Origin of the sequence: uncultured Idiomarina sp. (assembly GCF_964010655.1) — a bacterium.
Taxonomy (GTDB): Bacteria; Pseudomonadota; Gammaproteobacteria; order Enterobacterales; family Alteromonadaceae; genus Idiomarina; species Idiomarina baltica.
Genome location: NZ_CAXGLS010000019.1, coordinates 1 through 16,941 on the forward strand (window position 1 = coordinate 1; position 16,941 = coordinate 16,941).

The 16,941-nt window shown below is 46.6% G+C and carries 17 protein-coding genes; 8 read left to right on the forward strand and 9 right to left on the reverse strand.

The window, feature by feature from the left end:
* Window positions 1–63 precede the first annotated feature (63 nt).
* From ABNS04_RS06455 to ABNS04_RS06475, 5 genes are read right to left on the reverse strand one after another with little or no spacing between them, the layout of a single operon-like run.
* A complete protein-coding gene (locus ABNS04_RS06455) occupies window positions 64–216 on the reverse strand; it encodes a DUF2897 family protein (protein ID WP_272978436.1) in 153 nt (50 codons plus the stop codon).
* Window positions 216–908 (reverse strand): M15 family metallopeptidase, encoded by a 693-nt coding sequence (locus ABNS04_RS06460; RefSeq protein ID WP_006955479.1) that lies wholly within the window; start codon window positions 906–908, stop codon window positions 216–218. The genes ABNS04_RS06455 and ABNS04_RS06460 overlap by 1 nt, the downstream gene beginning before the upstream one ends.
* Before the next feature lie 2 nt (window positions 909–910).
* Window positions 911–2,044, reverse strand: coding sequence for a succinyl-diaminopimelate desuccinylase (dapE, locus tag ABNS04_RS06465; protein WP_272978435.1), 1,134 nt, complete (start codon window positions 2,042–2,044; stop codon window positions 911–913).
* Entirely contained in the window at window positions 2,044–2,388 is a 345-nt protein-coding gene (locus tag ABNS04_RS06470; protein WP_272978434.1) for a Spx/MgsR family RNA polymerase-binding regulatory protein, read from the reverse strand. Before ABNS04_RS06470 ends, dapE begins: the two co-directional genes overlap by 1 nt.
* A complete protein-coding gene (locus ABNS04_RS06475) occupies window positions 2,388–2,855 on the reverse strand; it encodes a PTS glucose transporter subunit IIA (RefSeq protein ID WP_006955476.1) in 468 nt (155 codons plus the stop codon). The genes ABNS04_RS06470 and ABNS04_RS06475 overlap by 1 nt, the downstream gene beginning before the upstream one ends.
* Before the next feature lie 213 nt (window positions 2,856–3,068).
* On the opposite strand from ABNS04_RS06475, the gene yfbV reads away from it, so the two are divergent.
* On the forward strand, window positions 3,069–3,500 hold the full coding sequence (yfbV, locus tag ABNS04_RS06480) for a terminus macrodomain insulation protein YfbV (RefSeq protein WP_040487869.1): 432 nt from the start codon (window positions 3,069–3,071) through the stop codon (window positions 3,498–3,500).
* Here the strand turns inward: yfbV and ABNS04_RS06485 are convergent.
* Window positions 3,497–4,132, reverse strand: a complete 636-nt coding sequence (locus ABNS04_RS06485; protein ID WP_006955474.1) for an energy-coupling factor ABC transporter permease — start codon at window positions 4,130–4,132, stop codon at window positions 3,497–3,499. The two genes, yfbV and ABNS04_RS06485, sit on opposite strands and share 4 nt — an antisense overlap.
* Window positions 4,133–4,156: 24 nt before the next feature.
* The gene (gene xthA / locus ABNS04_RS06490; protein ID WP_006955473.1) at window positions 4,157–4,966 is read right to left on the reverse strand and encodes an exodeoxyribonuclease III; all 810 of its coding nucleotides are present in this window, start codon (window positions 4,964–4,966) and stop codon (window positions 4,157–4,159) included.
* A gap of 148 nt (window positions 4,967–5,114) precedes the next feature.
* Here xthA and ABNS04_RS06495 point away from each other — a divergent pair, with 148 nt between their 5' ends.
* The 7 genes from ABNS04_RS06495 (at window position 5,115) to ABNS04_RS06525 (ending at window position 12,096) form a co-directional block, all read left to right on the forward strand.
* Entirely contained in the window at window positions 5,115–5,438 is a 324-nt protein-coding gene (locus ABNS04_RS06495) for a DUF3392 family protein (protein ID WP_006955472.1), read from the forward strand.
* A 12-nt stretch (window positions 5,439–5,450) separates the two neighbouring features.
* Window positions 5,451–6,518: an alpha/beta hydrolase gene (locus tag ABNS04_RS06500; RefSeq protein WP_272978433.1), complete on the forward strand. Its 1,068-nt coding sequence runs from the start codon at window positions 5,451–5,453 to the stop codon at window positions 6,516–6,518.
* 85 nt (window positions 6,519–6,603) lie between these two features.
* Window positions 6,604–8,571 (forward strand): PAS domain-containing sensor histidine kinase, encoded by a 1,968-nt coding sequence (locus ABNS04_RS06505; protein ID WP_272978432.1) that lies wholly within the window; start codon window positions 6,604–6,606, stop codon window positions 8,569–8,571.
* Entirely contained in the window at window positions 8,571–9,401 is an 831-nt protein-coding gene (locus ABNS04_RS06510; protein WP_272978431.1) for a MoxR family ATPase, read from the forward strand. Before ABNS04_RS06505 ends, ABNS04_RS06510 begins: the two co-directional genes overlap by 1 nt.
* Entirely contained in the window at window positions 9,391–10,560 is a 1,170-nt protein-coding gene (locus ABNS04_RS06515) for a VWA domain-containing protein (protein WP_272978430.1), read from the forward strand. The genes ABNS04_RS06510 and ABNS04_RS06515 overlap by 11 nt, the downstream gene beginning before the upstream one ends.
* Window positions 10,557–11,927, forward strand: a complete 1,371-nt coding sequence (locus ABNS04_RS06520) for a phospholipase D family protein (RefSeq protein ID WP_272977685.1) — start codon at window positions 10,557–10,559, stop codon at window positions 11,925–11,927. Before ABNS04_RS06515 ends, ABNS04_RS06520 begins: the two co-directional genes overlap by 4 nt.
* A 1-nt stretch (window position 11,928) precedes the next feature.
* Window positions 11,929–12,096, forward strand: a complete 168-nt coding sequence (locus ABNS04_RS06525; RefSeq protein ID WP_006955466.1) for a DUF2256 domain-containing protein — start codon at window positions 11,929–11,931, stop codon at window positions 12,094–12,096.
* On the opposite strand, the gene ABNS04_RS06530 is transcribed toward ABNS04_RS06525, so the two are convergent.
* The gene (locus tag ABNS04_RS06530; protein ID WP_006955465.1) at window positions 12,093–13,901 is read right to left on the reverse strand and encodes a DUF885 domain-containing protein; all 1,809 of its coding nucleotides are present in this window, start codon (window positions 13,899–13,901) and stop codon (window positions 12,093–12,095) included. The two genes, ABNS04_RS06525 and ABNS04_RS06530, sit on opposite strands and share 4 nt — an antisense overlap.
* A 2-nt stretch (window positions 13,902–13,903) precedes the next feature.
* Window positions 13,904–16,903 carry a diguanylate cyclase gene (locus ABNS04_RS06535; protein WP_348671246.1) on the reverse strand — a complete coding sequence of 1,000 codons (3,000 nt, stop codon included), beginning with the start codon at window positions 16,901–16,903 and terminating at the stop codon, window positions 13,904–13,906.
* Between the last annotated feature and the right edge of the window lie 38 nt (window positions 16,904–16,941).

The following is a 16,941-nucleotide window of genomic DNA, read 5'->3' on the forward strand; positions in this document are numbered from 1 at the left end:
TATAAGGAGGTCGGTCAGCGTTTAGGCGTGCAATTCTCCTAGTCTAGACTGCCGACCTACTTTTTATTGTTTAGATGAGTCGTCCTCAGAGCTTTCTTTGGGCGGCTTATTTTTAGTAGGCCATTTTAACTTGCTACTGTATTTAAGTACCATCAAATTACTCACAACGACGCCCAATACCAACAAAATAATTAACCAAACCCAATGCTCTTGCATTACTCTTCTCCTGTGTTACCACGACAGATATTGTCAAAGTAACGTTCTTTAATGACATGTAAGTGCGCTAGTACGGTCTCTTTACCCGCGATATCAGTGTTGCTTAGCGCGTTTTTGAGCTCGTCGAGCGTCAACGATTGTTGAATATGATCGGCGACTGGCTGATAGCTCAAATGCCAAGGTTCGTGAGACACCCCGCCTTGGTAGACGCGATAAGGAAAGAAAAAGCCGAATTCGTGAGCATGCTGTTGCAGCCAGCACAACAATGGATAACAGGGCGCATTGATGTGTTCGTACTCCTCGGGCACCAGTTGAAGCGTTTGGTTAGAGTTAAAACGAGAGGGGTCCCATACGTCAATATCGGTCCCCCAATGATGGCGGCTGGCGCCTGGCAACGCTGACCAGTGAAGAATCGCGTGTAGCTTTTCTTCATCGCTCAGCTGGGTCGTATCAAGCGGATGCCCTTGTTCGTCATTGACCGAACGTTCACCAGACCATTTTCGGTTCCAAATCAACAACTGCCTGTCAAAACTACGAAAACCCGACGCAATAGCAAGGGTAATACCATCACGCGACGCCGCCTCTTTCATTTCCTCAAAAGCTCGTGCTGCCAGAGGGTGAAGCATGTGGCCGTCGATTAATGTCAGTAAATGATCCTGGGCCTTACCCAAACGCTGCGCTGAAGTTATCATCGTTAAACACTCATTTCTTCCAGTATGGCTTGGTAAACGTCTGTGAGCGTATCAAGATCAGTTATCTTCACACATTCGTCGACTTTGTGAATAGTGGCATTTACCGGTCCAAGTTCGATTAACTCAGCGCCTGTTGGCGCAATAAAACGTCCATCCGATGTTCCTCCAGCGGTCGAGAGCTTTGTTGGATAGCCGCAAACTCGCTCGATTGCGCACTGAACTTTATTGATGAGAAGACCCTGTGCAGTTAAAAAGGCGGGACCGTTGAGTTTCCAGTTAAGCTGATAATTAAGGTTGTGGGCGTCTAAGATAGCCTCTACGCGCTGTTGCAACTGAGTTGATGTTGACTCTGTCGAAAACCGAAAGTTAAATTCGATATCTAAGCGCCCTGGGATCACATTGCCAGCCCCCGTACCTGCATGAATATTAGACACTTGAAAGGTGGTCGGTGGAAAAAATTCATTACCGTCATCCCAGCGTGTTTGGGTCAGTTCAGCAAGCGCATTAGCTGCACTATGAACGGGGTTCTCGGCGAGATGAGGGTAGGCGACATGCCCTTGTACTCCAATCACACTAAGCGAGCCAGAAAGGCTTCCACGACGACCATTTTTGACGACGTCGCCGAGCTGTTCTGTGCTAGAGGGCTCTCCCACGATACACCAAGTGATTTTTTCGTTACGAGACTCCAAGGTCTCCATCACGCGTTTGGTTCCATTGATAAACGGACCTTCTTCGTCGCTGGTGATCAAAAAAGCGATATCGAAAGGAGGTTCGTCGACCTGTTTGAGATAGCGTTCAACCGCAACGATCATCGCTGCGAGGCTCCCTTTCATATCGGCAGCCCCTCGACCATAAAGATAGCCTTCATGCTCGGTGGGTTGAAAAGGAGGGAACGACCAATCACTGGGGTCGCCAGGAGGAACGACATCCGTGTGACCGGCAAAACACAATACTGGCTTGCCTTGCCCCAGACGCGCCCAAAGATTAGTCGTATCCTCAAATATCATCGACTCCAATTCGAAGCCAAGCGATTTCAGCCGATCGCCGAGTACTTGCTGACAGCCTTCATCAGCAGGCGTGATCGATGGCCTCTCTAATAGCGTTTTAGCCAGTTGCAATGTTTCACTATTTGACATCAGCCTAACCATGCCTCCCACTGTTGGGCATTAAAGCCAACGCGTGCCTCTCCTTTGGCTTGAACTAGCGGCCGTTTAAACAATGTTGGTTGCTCGACTATAAGCTGGCACACCAACGCCTGATTACTCAGATCACGTTGTGATTCGTCCAACTGTCGCCAACTGGTACTGCGCTTATTTACCAGTTGGTCAGCGGGTATATCGGCGAGCCATTGCTCGACCTCAGCTGTGGATAGCGGAATTTCGCGCACATCACGGAATTCGTACTTAAGTTGATGTTGTTCTAGCCATTTTATGGATTTTTTTACGGTGTCACAGTTTTTGATGCCATGCACTTTGATCATTATATGTCCTTTTGAATAACTAATTCAGATTCTAAAGCGGTGACGGCGCCGCTTTCTCTCAATGTCAGTTTATCGAACGAGTAATTAGGTTGCAGTATAACGGCCATTAGATTGTAAGCATTCGCTTGTCGTCTTATTAACGCTTGATTCAGCGACAATAGCGGCGTGCCGCGAGTTACCTCATCACCGCTACCGACATGGCGGTGTAGCGCTGTCAATTTATTGGCTGGCTCATGTGCGCCGAGACACAGTAGGATGCGACCCAACGCGTCAGTGTTGAGGTGAATAAAGTTGCCTGCCGGTGATATATAGCTGATGACGGCATCGGCAGGCGCGAACACTTGGTTGCCAGAGACATCAATACATGTGGTGTGGCCAAGCCACTGTGACTGAATCAGCGGGCTAGGGTGATGACTTGACGTGAGCAAGCGACCCGAGCATGGCGCTAATAAAGAAGGGGCTGGCATGACATCTCCTACGAACTATCTTAACCATAGCTTATCTGAATTAGCCATAAAGGTGCAAAACAAACATGTAGTTGATTATAATACGTCCAGTAAGCAAAAGCGTATATAGTTCGCGAGGTGTGCGCTAATGAGTACACCCTATCAACAAAGTTATCCACAGAAAACGTTGATAACTTGAATAACTGAAGCTCAGTCAATGAGAAGGAATACGATTTGAAACTCAGTATATTCCGACTATTTAAAGACGGACATGTGTACGCGAGAAGGTGGCCTCGTCATGCGGTCGTTGCAGCATTCCGAGAGACCCGATTAGTACCTTTGTTGCGGATGATGGAGCGTTGGGTACCCGCGATTGCTGTCGTCAATGCCATGTTACATTGGCAATTTTTACATGCCTATTGGCAGCAGGGCTTACTCACGTCGTTGGTGATTCTAAGTATGCCGTTGCAATTAATTGCTTGGTTTGGCTGGCGCGCGAATCAACCCCTTCCGAGGAGGTTACGAGGTTGGTATTGGGAACTACGAGATAAGCTGAAACAAAGCCGTGCGGTTTTAAAAAAGCCTACTGACGGAGGGCCGACCTATATGGACTTAGCCTATGTGTTGGAGCAAGCGCTATCTGTACTGCCTCCTGATCAACATTAGTTCGGGTCAATATATTGCTTATCGTTAAATGTGACTAACCAATTCGGTCGATAAACAACCATTAATGTCACCGCCATGCCATTCAAAAGTGCCTCGGGAAACATCACCAGAGGTGTAATCATTAAATAGTTTTCCCATATTTGTTTGGGCGTCAAACGGTCACTCATTAAGGCCCAAGCCGCATGTGCTAATTGGGTCATAGCGATGGCGACGGCCGCGGCAAGAAATGCATTCAAAAATATATAAACGAAGGGATGTCGCGGGAGTCTGTGATATATAACGGCATAAGCCACATAAGTTACCGCAGCCGGTATTACAATGTGGCTAATGTAGAGCGCGCCAATCGCATTCAATGGATAGCTATTGGCAAAACTATTGACAGCTATAATAGCGACCCCTGCCAGCAATGCATAGCGGAACCCAAGCATGAGGGTGAGTGTGGTAATCAATAAGAAATGAATACTCAGGCCTTGTTCGAGCTTGGCTGAAAATAGCCAAATAAAGCTGATGACGGCAGCGGAACCGAATAATAAGTGCTGTAATAGGCGGCTGCTTCTCAATATGCGCCAACTGTCATTCACCCAAGTAGCGATGAGGATGCAAAGTGCAACAATATTAAGTAGCAGCGCCATTACCGCGATCCTTTTACTAATAAGTTAGATAGAGAACTGACTCCAAATTGGAGCATGATCCGAGGGTTTCTCTATGCCTCGTAGCTCATAGTCTATGCCACTTTCTTCGCAACGATCGGCGAGCGTTTGCGTGGCAAGAATTAAATCGATACGAAGACCACGATTATCGTCGAATCCACGAGAACGGTAATCAAACCAACTAAACTCGTTATCTTGCTCGGGGTTTAACGTACGATAAGTGTCGATCAGTCCCCAATCAAGTACTTCATTTAACCAGTCACGTTCTTCGGGTAAAAAGCTACATTTACCTGTTCTTAACCAGCGCTTAGCATTCGTTTCGCCGATACCGATATCACGATCTTGGTGAGAGATGTTCATATCGCCCATCACAATAACGGGTTGTTCTGGGGATAAGTCATCATTGAGGTAGTTAATGAGGTCACGATAAAACTGCGCTTTCATTGGAAACTTTGTGGGATGGTCGCGGCTTTCACCCTGTGGAAAATAACCATTTAAAACGCGTACGGTAGCACCATCATCGAGCGGGTAATCCCCCATGATCATTCTGCGTTGAGCATCCTCGGGCTCATTTGGAAAGCCTTTTTGCACGTTTGTGAGTGGTTTCTTACTCAGTAAAGCAACGCCATAATGACCTTTTTGCCCAAAAAAGTTCACGTGATAACCCATATCTTCCACGGCCTGTTGCGGGAACTGGTCATCATGAACTTTGGTTTCTTGAAGTCCGATAACATCAGGTTGATGTTTATCGATCATCGCTTGCAATTGGTGAAGTCGAGCCCTGATTCCATTGATATTAAATGAGATAAATTTCATGCGTTGTCATGTGTATTTTTGATTAATGATAAGTATGAGGATACCAAAGTTGACGCGGCGCTGCGAGTAGCAAAGAGGGGACGGGGGATGTTCGAATAAGTAAAAATCGGTATACTTCGAAGCTTAGGTAAGCTTAAGGAGAATTCGATTGCTGCAATTGATGAACCAGCTAGGCATGATGCTTCGGCAACACACCCATGAAATCGCTATGATGATATTGGCTACATTATTAGTGATTTATGGTGATGAGGTGAACCGTTTAGTTAAAAAATCAGTTTCGAACTACCCGTTCATTGTGCGAGCACTAATTTTTGTGGCTTTGTGTGCCTTTGGCTATGGCTATTTGTTAATTGGCTTCACGCCGATACTAGCGAGTTGGATTTATACCATTCCATTGCATTTGCTCGGACCCGCTGTCCTTGGCTTATTGCTGGTGTTGGGTGTATTGGCAGAACGAAAAAAACAACTATAAGGACGTGGCGCCATGACGCAATCATTTGTTTCCATTCGTGCAGGAGCGAGCGCTTTAGCTCATATTCAACAGAACGGTTTGACCGCTGATGATATTGGGCTTTTAATGGGCGCTTCCGGGGGGCCGAAGTGGTTTGTATTACAAGGTATTGATGAATGGCTATTCGGGGAATTCTTCGCCGGTAAAAAGCAGCCTCTTAATACCCTTGGCACTTCAGCCGGCGCTTGGCGTTTTGCATCGTTAGGTCAAGAGGATCCGGTCGCTGCCAGTCGTCTATTCGCTGAGCTCTACAGTCATCAAACTTACAGTGCGAGACCTGATCAACGGGAGATTACTGCCGAAGCCGAGAATCTACTGCATCGATATGTTCCAGAATCAGCCGTATCCTCGATTTTGTCACAGACGCGTGTGCATCATCACTTTATTGCCGTACGTTGTTTGCGGTCTACCGCTAAAGAGGGACGTCGACAAGCTTTGGGACTGCTGTCCTCTGCTCTTGCAAATAGCATTAACCGTAGCTGGCTGGGGCGTTATTATGAACGTGTCGTGTTTCACCATCCAGCGTCAAATTTAGCGCTCTCAAAAGGTTGGAACGACTTACCCACACAGCATGTTGCTTTAACTGAGCGCAATTTCCAGCCAGCGTTGTTGGCTACCGGCTCCATTCCGATGGTGTTGGAAGGGGTACGCGATATCCCGGGCGCTCCGCGTGGAGTCTATCGCGACGGTGGGATTACTGACTATCATTTTGATATTGATTTGTCGGGTGTCGATGGCTTGACCCTTTATCCGCATTTTCATCATGAAGCGATTCCTGGGTGGTTTGATAAACGTCTGAAATGGCGGCGCAGTACAGGACGAAATTGGCCCAATACCATTTTTATTAGTCCAACTGAGGCTTTTCTAAATAAGTTGCCCTATCAAAAAATTCCCGATCGAAATGACTTCGCGCAATTAGATGCGGCACAACGAATTCAATACTGGAGCAAGGCGATCGATGCCGGCCGTTGGATGGCGGATGAACTTCAAACCACTTTAGCCAATGGTCGTTTAGCTGACCGGGTTTCACTATGGGACTAGTTGTTTTAAGTCGTCCAAGGGTGCTGTCAGTTTATGTACGTTATGGTTAGAATGCATTGAGTTGTGATATGCGACGCGTGAGTAAATGAAAGAAACATTGAGTGTACCTAACCCCGAGCAGATCGGTAATCAAAACTTTGCAGAGTTACTTGCTGCGGGCAACAGTGTGTGCTTGTTTGTCTGGCAAGACTCGGAACTGTGGCCGGTGCGTTATGTGTCGGATAATGTTGAGTCCATCTTTGGTTACAATAAACAGCAGTTTATCGACCGTGAAGTTCATTTTAAGTTTCTTATACATGAGGATGACTTACCTCGTGTCAATGAGGAAGTTAAACGCTTAAAAAGCGGCGAAACGGGTTTTCGTATCACACACAATGATTATCGCATTAAGCATAAAAATGGACGTCATGTATGGGTATCCGATACCACGATTATAAAAATGGATACTGATGACGGCGTGCCATTATTATTTGGCTATTTAATCGACATTACGGAGCGCAAAGAGTTAGAGATAAAATTAGAAACTGAGCGTAATCGGTTACAATTGCTACTCGACGCGACTCGACTCGGCACCTGGGAATGGAATCCTCAATCTAACTTAACTTCTTTCAACGACCGATGGGCGCAGATTTTCGGCTGGTCACGAGAGGAAATAGAGCAAAGTCCATATAGTTGGTCAAGCCGACTTCACCCAGATGACTATGACCGCGTATGGCGAGCGGTTAAAGATCATCTGGATGGAATTACACCGTTTTATGAGAGCCAACATCGCATTCGCCACCGTGACGGACATTACGTTTATGTTCTTGACAGAGGTCGTGTCATTGAGCGGGATGAACACGGAAAAGCAACGCGCTACGCCGGAACGGTAACGGACGTCACTGAACAAAAGCAGGCAGAAATTAATGCGCGTCGTGCGGCCAGTGCTAAGAATGTATTTTTAGCCAATATGTCCCATGAAGTGAGAACACCGTTACATGGTATTTTGGGCTTAGTCAGTGTGCTCGAGAATACTGCTTTGGATACTCATCAACATCAATTACTCATGACCGTTAAAGAGAGCGGTGATCATTTGCTACAGATGCTCAATGATTTATTGGATCTAACACGCTCAGAAGAAGGCCAGCTGAAGCTTAATAAAGACGTGTTAGAGCTAGCGCGGATTCTGCAACACATTGAGTCGATGTATCGTGCGCCAATCGAAGAAAAGGGTGTGAAGTTTATTATTCACCACAGCAAAGCGTTGCCTGAACGCATTTTTAGTGATCGCGCCCGACTGATACAAATATTGACAAATCTGCTGAACAACGCCGTTAAGTTCACTGAACAAGGCACTATTATGCTGTCGATTGACTGGTCTGTCGATCCAGTCACGACGACTCAAGCGCAAGCGCAGGGCGAATTGCTGATTAAGGTACGTGACACAGGTGCAGGCATTCGTGACACACAACGTATTTGGCAACTCTTTGAACAAGAGCATCAAGGATTAAGTAAAAAGCAAAGCGGCAGCGGGCTTGGCTTAGCCATCGTACGAAACTTAGTACAGCTATTAGATGGTGAAATTGAAGTCGATAGCGAGCCGAATCGAGGGACATGTTTTAGTCTACGTCTACCCATGTATGCGGTTTATAGTGATGATGTTAATCACGAAGCGCTTGATAAGCCGAAACTACCTACGCTTGTGTCTCGCCGTATATTGATTGTGGATGACAATCCTATCAATCAGCTGATCGTGAGCGAGATGCTAACATCGCTCGATCAACATGTGACAAAAGTATCGAGTGGTCATGAGGCTGTTGAGATGCTAAAACAGAACACTGTCGATGTTGTGTTTATGGATCTTCATATGCCGACCATGGATGGGATTGAGACCACGTTAAAAATTCGTGACCTACCGATATATCAACCACATATTGTTGCATTGACCGCTAATGCATACCCTGAAACTCGCACTCACGCTCTGCGTTCAGGGATGGATGATTATTTGACAAAACCCTTTGTGAAAGCGGATTTAGCCAGAATTTTGAATCGACTTGATAAGGTTAAAAATTAATGAGTTTTAAAAGCACAGAGCATTACATCGTTTCTGATGACTTGTCACAGGCCGTAAACGCGGCTGTGACACTCGAGAAGCCCTTACTACTAAAAGGAGAACCGGGTACGGGCAAGACTCGTTTAGCAATCGAACTTGCGGAGTCACTTGATGCGCCATTTTTGCAGTGGAACATCAAGTCGACGACAAAAGCACAACAAGGCCTTTACGAGTACGATGCGGTCTCGCGCTTACGTGATAGTCAACTGGGTAGCGACAAAGTACATGACATTTCAAACTACATTAAGCCGGGCAAGTTGTGGCAAGCCTTTAGCGCCGAAAAACGTCCTGTATTATTGATAGATGAAATTGATAAGGCCGATATTGAGTTTCCTAACGATCTATTACAAGAACTCGATCAAATGGCTTTTCACGTCTATGAGACCGGGGAGCAGGTCGAGGCAAAACAGCGACCTATCGTTATTATCACGTCTAATAATGAAAAAACATTACCCGACGCTTTCTTACGTCGCTGCTTTTTTCATTATATCCAATTTCCGGATGAAGTAACGTTGGCTGAGATCGTGAAAGTTCATTTTCCAAACCTGCAGGCTCGATTACTTGATGAGGCACTCGCGGTATTTTTTGGTGTGCGCTCGATATCAGGTTTAAAGAAGAAACCGTCAACGTCGGAGTTACTGGATTGGTTGCGTTTATTGCTAACCGAAGATATTTCACCCGAGCAACTTGCTGAGTATCGCGAGCGGCCATCTATGTTGCCGTTAGCCGGTGCACTGTTGAAACATGAGCAAGATATCGAATTGATCGAGCGGGCGTCTCGTGCTTATTGAGTTTTACTTTACGCTTCGAAAACACGGCTTAAAAACCTCTATCACTGAGTATCTCACGTTGCTCGAAGCGTTAGAAAAAAAAGTGATTTGGGGGAGTATCGATGACTTTTATCGATTATCGAGAGTTATATTGGTCAAAGATGAACGTTTTTTTGATCGATTTGACCGCGCCTTTTCCGAGTATATCGATAAAGTCGTCGATGTGGATGTGGCCGAACGTATCCCTGAGGACTGGCTGAATAACCCGCTGATGCGAAATCTATCCGAAGAGGATAAACAGAAGCTAAACCAGTTAGGTGGCCTAGACGAGCTAATGAAGGCCTTTAAGGAGCGGTTAAAGGAGCAGCAGTCTCGGCATCAAGGTGGCAACAAATGGATAGGTACTGGAGGTACTTCGCCGTTTGGCGCCTACGGTTATCATCCAAACGGTATTCGTATTGGGCAAGAGGGGAACCGAAATCGAAGTGCAGCCAAAGTATGGGATAAACGAGAATTCCGTGATTTAGACGAGCATGCTGCATTAGAGCAACGCTCATATCAACTGGCTTTGCGGTCCTTGCGTCAGTTCGCAAGAACGGGAGCTCAGACCGAGTTGGATCTTGAAGCAACAATCCGAGCGACAAGTAAAAAAGGTGGGCTGCTGGATCTGCAATGGCAAGCTGAACGACACAATGCCGTAAATGTGTTGTTACTGTTGGATATTGGTGGCTCGATGGATGATCACATCTACGAGGTCGAGCAACTTTTTACAGCACTGAAGGGCGAGTTTCATAACCTCGAACGCTTCTATTTTCATAATTGTGTTTATGAAGGCGTCTGGCATGACAACGCGCGTCGGCGTTCAAGCTTTGTTAGCACCGAATCTCTGATTAAACGGTTCGGTGAGGATTACCGACTTATCATTGTTGGGGATGCAACCATGGGGCCCTATGAAATTGCATTCTCCGGTGGGAGTGTTGAGCACTGGAACGAGGAGCCCGGAAAGGTCTGGTTAGAGCGTCTGTTGGCTCGATTTGAGCGCGCAGTATGGCTCAACCCTCAGCCTGAAAGTCATTGGAAGTACTACCCCTCTATTCAGATGATCGATGAGATCATGTCCGGACGGATGGAAGCACTGACACTGGCGGGAATCCAGCAGGCAATCGAGCACCTGCGATGAAACAGCACAACCGGTTTGCTTTGCTTGATGATGCCCGAGAAAGTCTACGCCAACGCGTTGCGCTTATCCGCATGGCTTCGCACTCAATCAAGCTGCAATATTACATGTGGCGCGATGATGCCAGTGGCTTAACGCTGTTGAATGAGTGCAAACTGGCATCTGAGCGTGGCGTGAAGGTTTATTTGCTGTTGGATGATTTTACGAGTAAGCCAACCGAACAGTTGTTACGTGATCTCAGTCAGCATCCGAACTTTCGAGTTAAGTTGTTTAACCCCTTAGTTCATCGCAAACTGCGCTGGCTTAATTACTTTACTGACTTTCGACGCGTTAATCGACGCATGCACAATAAGGCGTTCATTGTCGATGACTGCTATGCCATCGTGGGTGGTCGCAATATTGGTGACGAGTACTTTGGAACCCATGCAGGGCAGCTATTTTCAGATTTAGATGTACTCGTCAAGGGTGATTGCGTGAGCGCTATTGCTGAGGACTGGTCGAACTATTGGCAGTGTGATCTCGCTGTGTCGATTGACAATATATCGGGTCGCAGTCGGACCGAGGCGTTTATTGCGCGTTGGCAGCAATTCAGTAAACAAGCCCATGCAGAGCAACTGAATGAGTATGTATTCGGTGGTCTCGCTGACGAGGATCTCGATTTAAGTCGATTAACCTGGCATTCGGCAGAAGCCCAATGGATTAGTGATGATCCGTACAAAGCATCAATGTCACGCAAGCCATCGCGTTTAGTAGTTCAACAAATGGTTAAGGTGTTGAGTCGTGCAAAACACCAGGTTCGTATGGTTTCGCCTTACTTTGTGCCAACGCAAAATGGTGTTCAACAGATTGAAGCGATGCTCGAGCAGGGTGTTCAGTTTCAAGTACTAACGAACTCGTTAGCAGCAACAGATGTACCCGCAGTACACGCGGGTTATCAACGGCGTCGGCGACGCCTGCTAACCGCGGGTGTAAAACTATACGAAATACGGCGCACTGAAGAATCTCCCCAAAATCGGGTGTTGCCCTATTTTCGTCGCTCAGCGACAAGTTTGCATGCTAAGACGGTGACTGTTGATGAGCGTTCGGTCTTCGTTGGTTCGTTCAATTTTGACCCACGGTCAGCACAAATTAATACCGAAGCGGGCCTCATTATCGAATCGCCAAGTCTGGCAAAACGCATCATCGAGATTTTTGATCATGAATTACCGCTGCGGGCGTATCAAGTTAGGTTAAACCGTTTTTATAAACTTTATTGGGTGGATCGCAGTCATGTTCCGGTCAAACGTATTTATCGCGAACCTGATGTCGGCTGGCGACGTCGGTTTGTTGTATGGCTTACCGCTCGACTCCCCGTTGATCATTTACTTTAACATGGCACATAAAAAATCTAATTTACCCACCAAATGCTGTGCCCATTGTCATCGACCCTTTACGTGGAGAAAGAAATGGGAGCGCGATTGGGAACAGGTTAAGTACTGCTCGAAACGCTGTGCTGGGCTGGCACGCCGCGCGGCGCGCCAGCAGTCGGATGAGGATTAAAGTTGCTGCGCTATCCATAGGCGAACTTTCTTCTCGAGTAAAAATAGAGGCAGTGCGCCATCTTCTAGCACGATGCGATGAAAACGCTTGATATCGAATTTAGGACCGAGCTTTTGTTCTGCCATGCGTCGTAACTCTGCGATTTTCAACTGACCTATTTTATAAGCGAGGGCTTGCCCCGGTAACGCCATGAAGCGCTCTGCCTCTGAAACAGCCCGTGCTTTTGCTACTGGAGCATTATCGTACATGTAGTCGAGCACTTGCTGGCGGGTCCAACCTTTATCATGAATGCCGGTGTCAGTAACTAAACGAATAGACCGCCAGAGCTCAGCCGCTAACGCACCAAATCGCTGATAAGGATCTTGGTACAATCCCAGCTCATCGCCTAACGATTCAGCATAGAGACCCCAGCCTTCGGTATATGCTGTTTGTCGACCGTACTTACGGAATAGCGGTAAGTCCTCCAATTCTTGCTGAATACTAATTTGGAAATGATGTCCCGGTGCTGCCTCGTGCAAAAATAGAGCGGTTTTTGCCCACGTGGGGCGAGAGGGAAGATCGTACGTATTTAGGTAAAATATAGCAGGGCGCGTGTTCCCCCTCGGTGCAGATTGATAACTACCGGAACTGGCTGACTGCTCGCGGAAGCGTTCAACGGGTCTCACTTCGTAGTCCGCTTGCGGGAAAATATTAAATAGTTTCGGCACACGCGCGTCCACTTTTGCGCGGAGAGCACGGTAGTCTTCCAGCATGGCTTGACGACTTGGGTAAATAAATTGTTCGTCGTTGGTCATGAAGTTAAAGAATGCTTTTAAATCACCCTGAAAGTCGATTTCAGTCATTATTTGACGCATTTCATCATGAATACGCGCGACTTCTTGCTTACCGAGTTGGTGAACCTTGTCGGCACTGATATCGATTGATGTATTGACTTTGATTTGGTGCTGATACCATGCTTTTCCGTTTGGAAGCTGACCAATTCCGAAACTCTTGGTGCGTGTGTGAGGTAAGTATTCTTGCTCTAAATAGTCTGCTAAGCGTTGATAGGCGGGAATAACTTCGTTATTCAATATGTTGGCGTATTGAGTGCGGAACGCTTCCTGTTGTTGCTCCGATAACGTATCTGGAAACTGGTCAATGGGGCGCCAGAAAATACTTTCTTTAACATCATTAACTTGCTGAGCTCGGATTTGTGTTATTGATTTTTTGATGAGTACCTGAGGTTGAACAATACCTGTTTCTACGCCTTCTTTCATATTTGCGATAGCTTGATCAAATATGACAGGGATTTGATGCATCCGCTTTGCCCAATTGGCATAGTCTTCAGCATCATTAAATGGTTGAGCCGAGTCACCTGAACCAAGCATCGCATATTGATTTGCCAGATTATAAAACTGGTTAATCGGGATCAGGTGCGAAGGAAACGCAAACCCTGCGATGGCGTTAATGCGGTCCTGACGAAATATTTGATAGCTAATTTTCTGCTTTTCAGTTAATGAGTCGATATCAATAGAATCGATTTTATCTAGGTATGTCTGCTCTAACTGGCGTTGTTTTTTACGGTGGGCTGGTGACAAAAAATTAGGCAGTTTGTCGTTATAGCCTTCGCGCCCGATATACGTCGCCGTGAGAGGATTTAAATCGAGATTTTCGGTAAAATACCCTTGATAAATTTCATTGAGCTTCTCTGACATTGAGACGCTTTTGACCGACACTTTGGTGTTAGCGTTTTGCTCATGAGTGGTGGCGTCGCCGCAACCAGCGAGCAGCCCGACCACCGTCAACGCGATAAGTGACTTTTTCATATTTAGGCTAACTCCGTTCTATTTCTACCACTTTGCTTGGCTTTATATAACGCTTTATCAGCAGCTACTAACAGCGCACTGTGATTAGGGTAATGTTCGCTCGAGGCCACGCCAATACTCACTGTCACAGCTAGCTCATCGGCAAGATGTTGATAAGATGTGTCCTCTATCCGCTGACGAATTCGTTCGGCTGCTTGTAGCGCTTCTTTAGCGGTTGTCTCGGGCATTAACAATGCAAACTCTTCGCCGCCCCAGCGCGCAATGTAGTCTATATCTCTTAACATGTTGCTTAATAGCGCCGAGAGCTCTATCAGTACTTGGTCACCGATCACATGTAAAAAACGGTCATTAATAGATTTGAAGTGATCGACGTCGATAATAGCAAGCGATAGAGGCTGTTCCGATCGCTCACAACGTTTAAATTCATACTGAAGCTGCTCATCAAATGCTCGCCGATTACCTAACTGAGTCAGTGAGTCTTGACGTGCAAGCCCTTTAAGCTCTTTGGTTTTTTCGGCAACCATCAGCTCGAGTTGAGCCCGTTGGTTGTTCAAAAAGCGAATTCGTGCTCGCACTAATATAGTTGCCGCCAATCCCAAGGCAAAGATGATAGATAGCCAAAACCATGATTGTTGCCAGGGATGTTCAGAGCGAGTGAAGGCGAAGCTGACGGGTTCACTCCAAGCACCTCCTGGATACGCAGCGCGGACCTGAAATACGTAATCATTGGCGGGTAAGGACGTATATTCAGATGTGGTCATTGAACCGCGAGCAAGCCAATTATCATCGAAACCCACAAGGCGAACTTGATATTCGATGTGGTCGGCCATGAGGTATCCTAATCCGGCGTAATTGACTACAAGGCGTTGCGTATCCGCCGGTATATGGCCTCCATAAGTCACTCGCTCGCCGTCGGCTGTCACGGATGAAATAACCGCGGGTGGGGCGACCTGTACCATCGATTTCAAATCGGAGGGTGCAATCGACGATACGCCACGCGCAGTGCTCATCCATACTCGTCCCGTACTACTGCGTATCATTGCAGGGCTGCCACTGTTAATTTGTGAACTCCCCATACCATCGACTTCGGTAAAGCGTTGATAGGTCAGTTTATCGATCGTGCCATTGAGAAAGTCATCAAATACATCATGGGCAATAAACAGGGCGCCACGGTTAGAACCTAACCAAATGTTTGCATCCCCATCAAAGGCCATGGACATATAGTTATCCAATGGTAATCCTTGATCTCGGTTAATGATGCCCCAGGTATCATTCTTTTGATGGTGATATATTAGACCTCGATCGGTAGCGAGAAAAACGTAAGGACCTTTCAGACTAATTTGAAAGGTTAACTGGGCGTCATTCAAGCCACTGAAATCAAGCTTATTAATCTTAAACGAATGATCTGATGACGCGGCTAAGTCAATGACAGAAACACCACTGACTGAGGCAACCCAAAGTTCATCGCCAATGACCCGGAGCGTGGTGATGTAATTATTTTGCAGTCCATCTCGGGTCGTTATTAATTTTGACTGCCAGCCGTTGGCTGTCTTCACTAGTTGGGTAACCCCAATCGGCGTACCGAGGAATACACCATATTGTTCTGACGTTGCGATGGCACGCACTTCTTCTGATTTAAGAACATTATCGGTAGTTAAGTGGTCGGTAACGCGTTCACCATCCCAGATGAATAAGCCATTGGTATAGGTACCAATGGCCAGTTGCCCTTGATAATCAGCAAACGAAAGAACAGATTGATTTGCCAAAGGGTGAGGGGGGTTAAAGGTTGCGAGACGTGACTCGTTGACGGTACTTATGCCGTTGCTTGTTCCAACGTATAGTTGGTTTTTATATTCATAAACCGACCTTACAAAGTCGCCAGCAAGACCGTTATGAGATTGCATCGTGGTGAACAATGAACGCCGAAACTGCATGAGACCACCGTGGGTCGATACCCAAACACTCCCTTCTTGGTCCTCAAGAATATCTAAGACGTGGTTATTGGGGAGTCCATTAGCCGTAGTAACTTGCTGCAATTCGCCATTGTACAGACGCAATACGCCATTACGGTAGGTCCCTAACCACAGAGCTCCGTCTCTTGTACGATTGATCGCGCTAATGGTGTAATTGATATTTGGCAACAACTGTTTAAATTCAAATGTATTAGGTTGTTGTTGGTAAACCCCGTTGCCGGTGCCAATCAAGAGCTGACCATCCGTATCGAGAAAAAGTTTCCGAATACGGTCAGCGGGAATTCCTTCGATGACTTTAAACCGTGTTGAACCCGCAGGCTTGACCGCCAGCCCGGCAGACGTTGCCGCCCATAAATTGCTTTTGTCATCAATACGTGCTTGATAGACGTTATTTGAGGGTAAGCCATTTTCGGTAGTAAATTGCGATACACGTTCATTATTTTCGTACGTGAGCAAGCCTTGTTCGCTACTTGAGACCCAAATCGTGCAGTGCGCGTCGATTTCTACTTCGTTGACAAATGGAGGTGCAGGCTCAAGTGGAAGCCAGCGGTTGTCATGAAAGCGGCTAAGTCCTCCGCGCGCACCCGCAACGTAGATACTATCGTCGCACGGATTGAGCGCAATTGAGAAAATACCGATGTCGGGTAATCCAGTAATGCGTATATCATCGTAGATCTCAAAGTCTTTGCCGTTGAAGCGGACCGGGCCTTGCCAAGTTCCAAACCAGAGAAAGCCTTGCTTATCTTGTGCAATGGCATTTATCGAGTTGTGGGGCAAGCCATCGCGGGTTGTCCAAGTCTGACGAGTCATATAGTGAATTGACTGATCGACCGGCAGATCGAACTGCGTCGTATTGATGGAAGGATCAGTCGGTGCGCTATGCGCGAAGCTGCCTATGCTAAGAATTGAAACAGCGGTAACGAGTGAAATGATTTTAAGCTTACTGAGCATCACGTGTTTGAGCATTTTGTCACGACTTTGAAGGTTGCTGACTTCCAAATGGTACGTGAATTGTAAATTGATTACCATTACTTACAACATTCGTAATAGCTGAATCTAAATTTATA

What these genes read in the sequence shown, in the direction of transcription:
- ABNS04_RS06455 (WP_272978436.1), bottom strand. Translation starts at nt 216, where the DNA reads ATGCAAGAGCATTGGGTTTGGTTAATTATTTTGTTGGTATTGGGCGTC.
- ABNS04_RS06460 (WP_006955479.1), bottom strand. Translation starts at nt 908, where the DNA reads ATGATAACTTCAGCGCAGCGTTTGGGTAAGGCCCAGGATCATTTACTG.
- dapE (WP_272978435.1), bottom strand. Translation starts at nt 2,044, where the DNA reads ATGTCAAATAGTGAAACATTGCAACTGGCTAAAACGCTATTAGAGAGG.
- ABNS04_RS06470 (WP_272978434.1), bottom strand. Translation starts at nt 2,388, where the DNA reads ATGATCAAAGTGCATGGCATCAAAAACTGTGACACCGTAAAAAAATCC.
- ABNS04_RS06475 (WP_006955476.1), bottom strand. Translation starts at nt 2,855, where the DNA reads ATGCCAGCCCCTTCTTTATTAGCGCCATGCTCGGGTCGCTTGCTCACG.
- ABNS04_RS06485 (WP_006955474.1), bottom strand. Translation starts at nt 4,132, where the DNA reads ATGGCGCTGCTACTTAATATTGTTGCACTTTGCATCCTCATCGCTACT.
- xthA (WP_006955473.1), bottom strand. Translation starts at nt 4,966, where the DNA reads ATGAAATTTATCTCATTTAATATCAATGGAATCAGGGCTCGACTTCAC.
- ABNS04_RS06500 (WP_272978433.1), top strand. Translation starts at nt 5,451, where the DNA reads ATGACGCAATCATTTGTTTCCATTCGTGCAGGAGCGAGCGCTTTAGCT.
- ABNS04_RS06505 (WP_272978432.1), top strand. Translation starts at nt 6,604, where the DNA reads ATGAAAGAAACATTGAGTGTACCTAACCCCGAGCAGATCGGTAATCAA.
- ABNS04_RS06510 (WP_272978431.1), top strand. Translation starts at nt 8,571, where the DNA reads ATGAGTTTTAAAAGCACAGAGCATTACATCGTTTCTGATGACTTGTCA.
- ABNS04_RS06520 (WP_272977685.1), top strand. Translation starts at nt 10,557, where the DNA reads ATGAAACAGCACAACCGGTTTGCTTTGCTTGATGATGCCCGAGAAAGT.
- ABNS04_RS06525 (WP_006955466.1), top strand. Translation starts at nt 11,929, where the DNA reads ATGGCACATAAAAAATCTAATTTACCCACCAAATGCTGTGCCCATTGT.
- ABNS04_RS06530 (WP_006955465.1), bottom strand. Translation starts at nt 13,901, where the DNA reads ATGAAAAAGTCACTTATCGCGTTGACGGTGGTCGGGCTGCTCGCTGGT.
- ABNS04_RS06535 (WP_348671246.1), bottom strand. Translation starts at nt 16,903, where the DNA reads ATGGTAATCAATTTACAATTCACGTACCATTTGGAAGTCAGCAACCTT.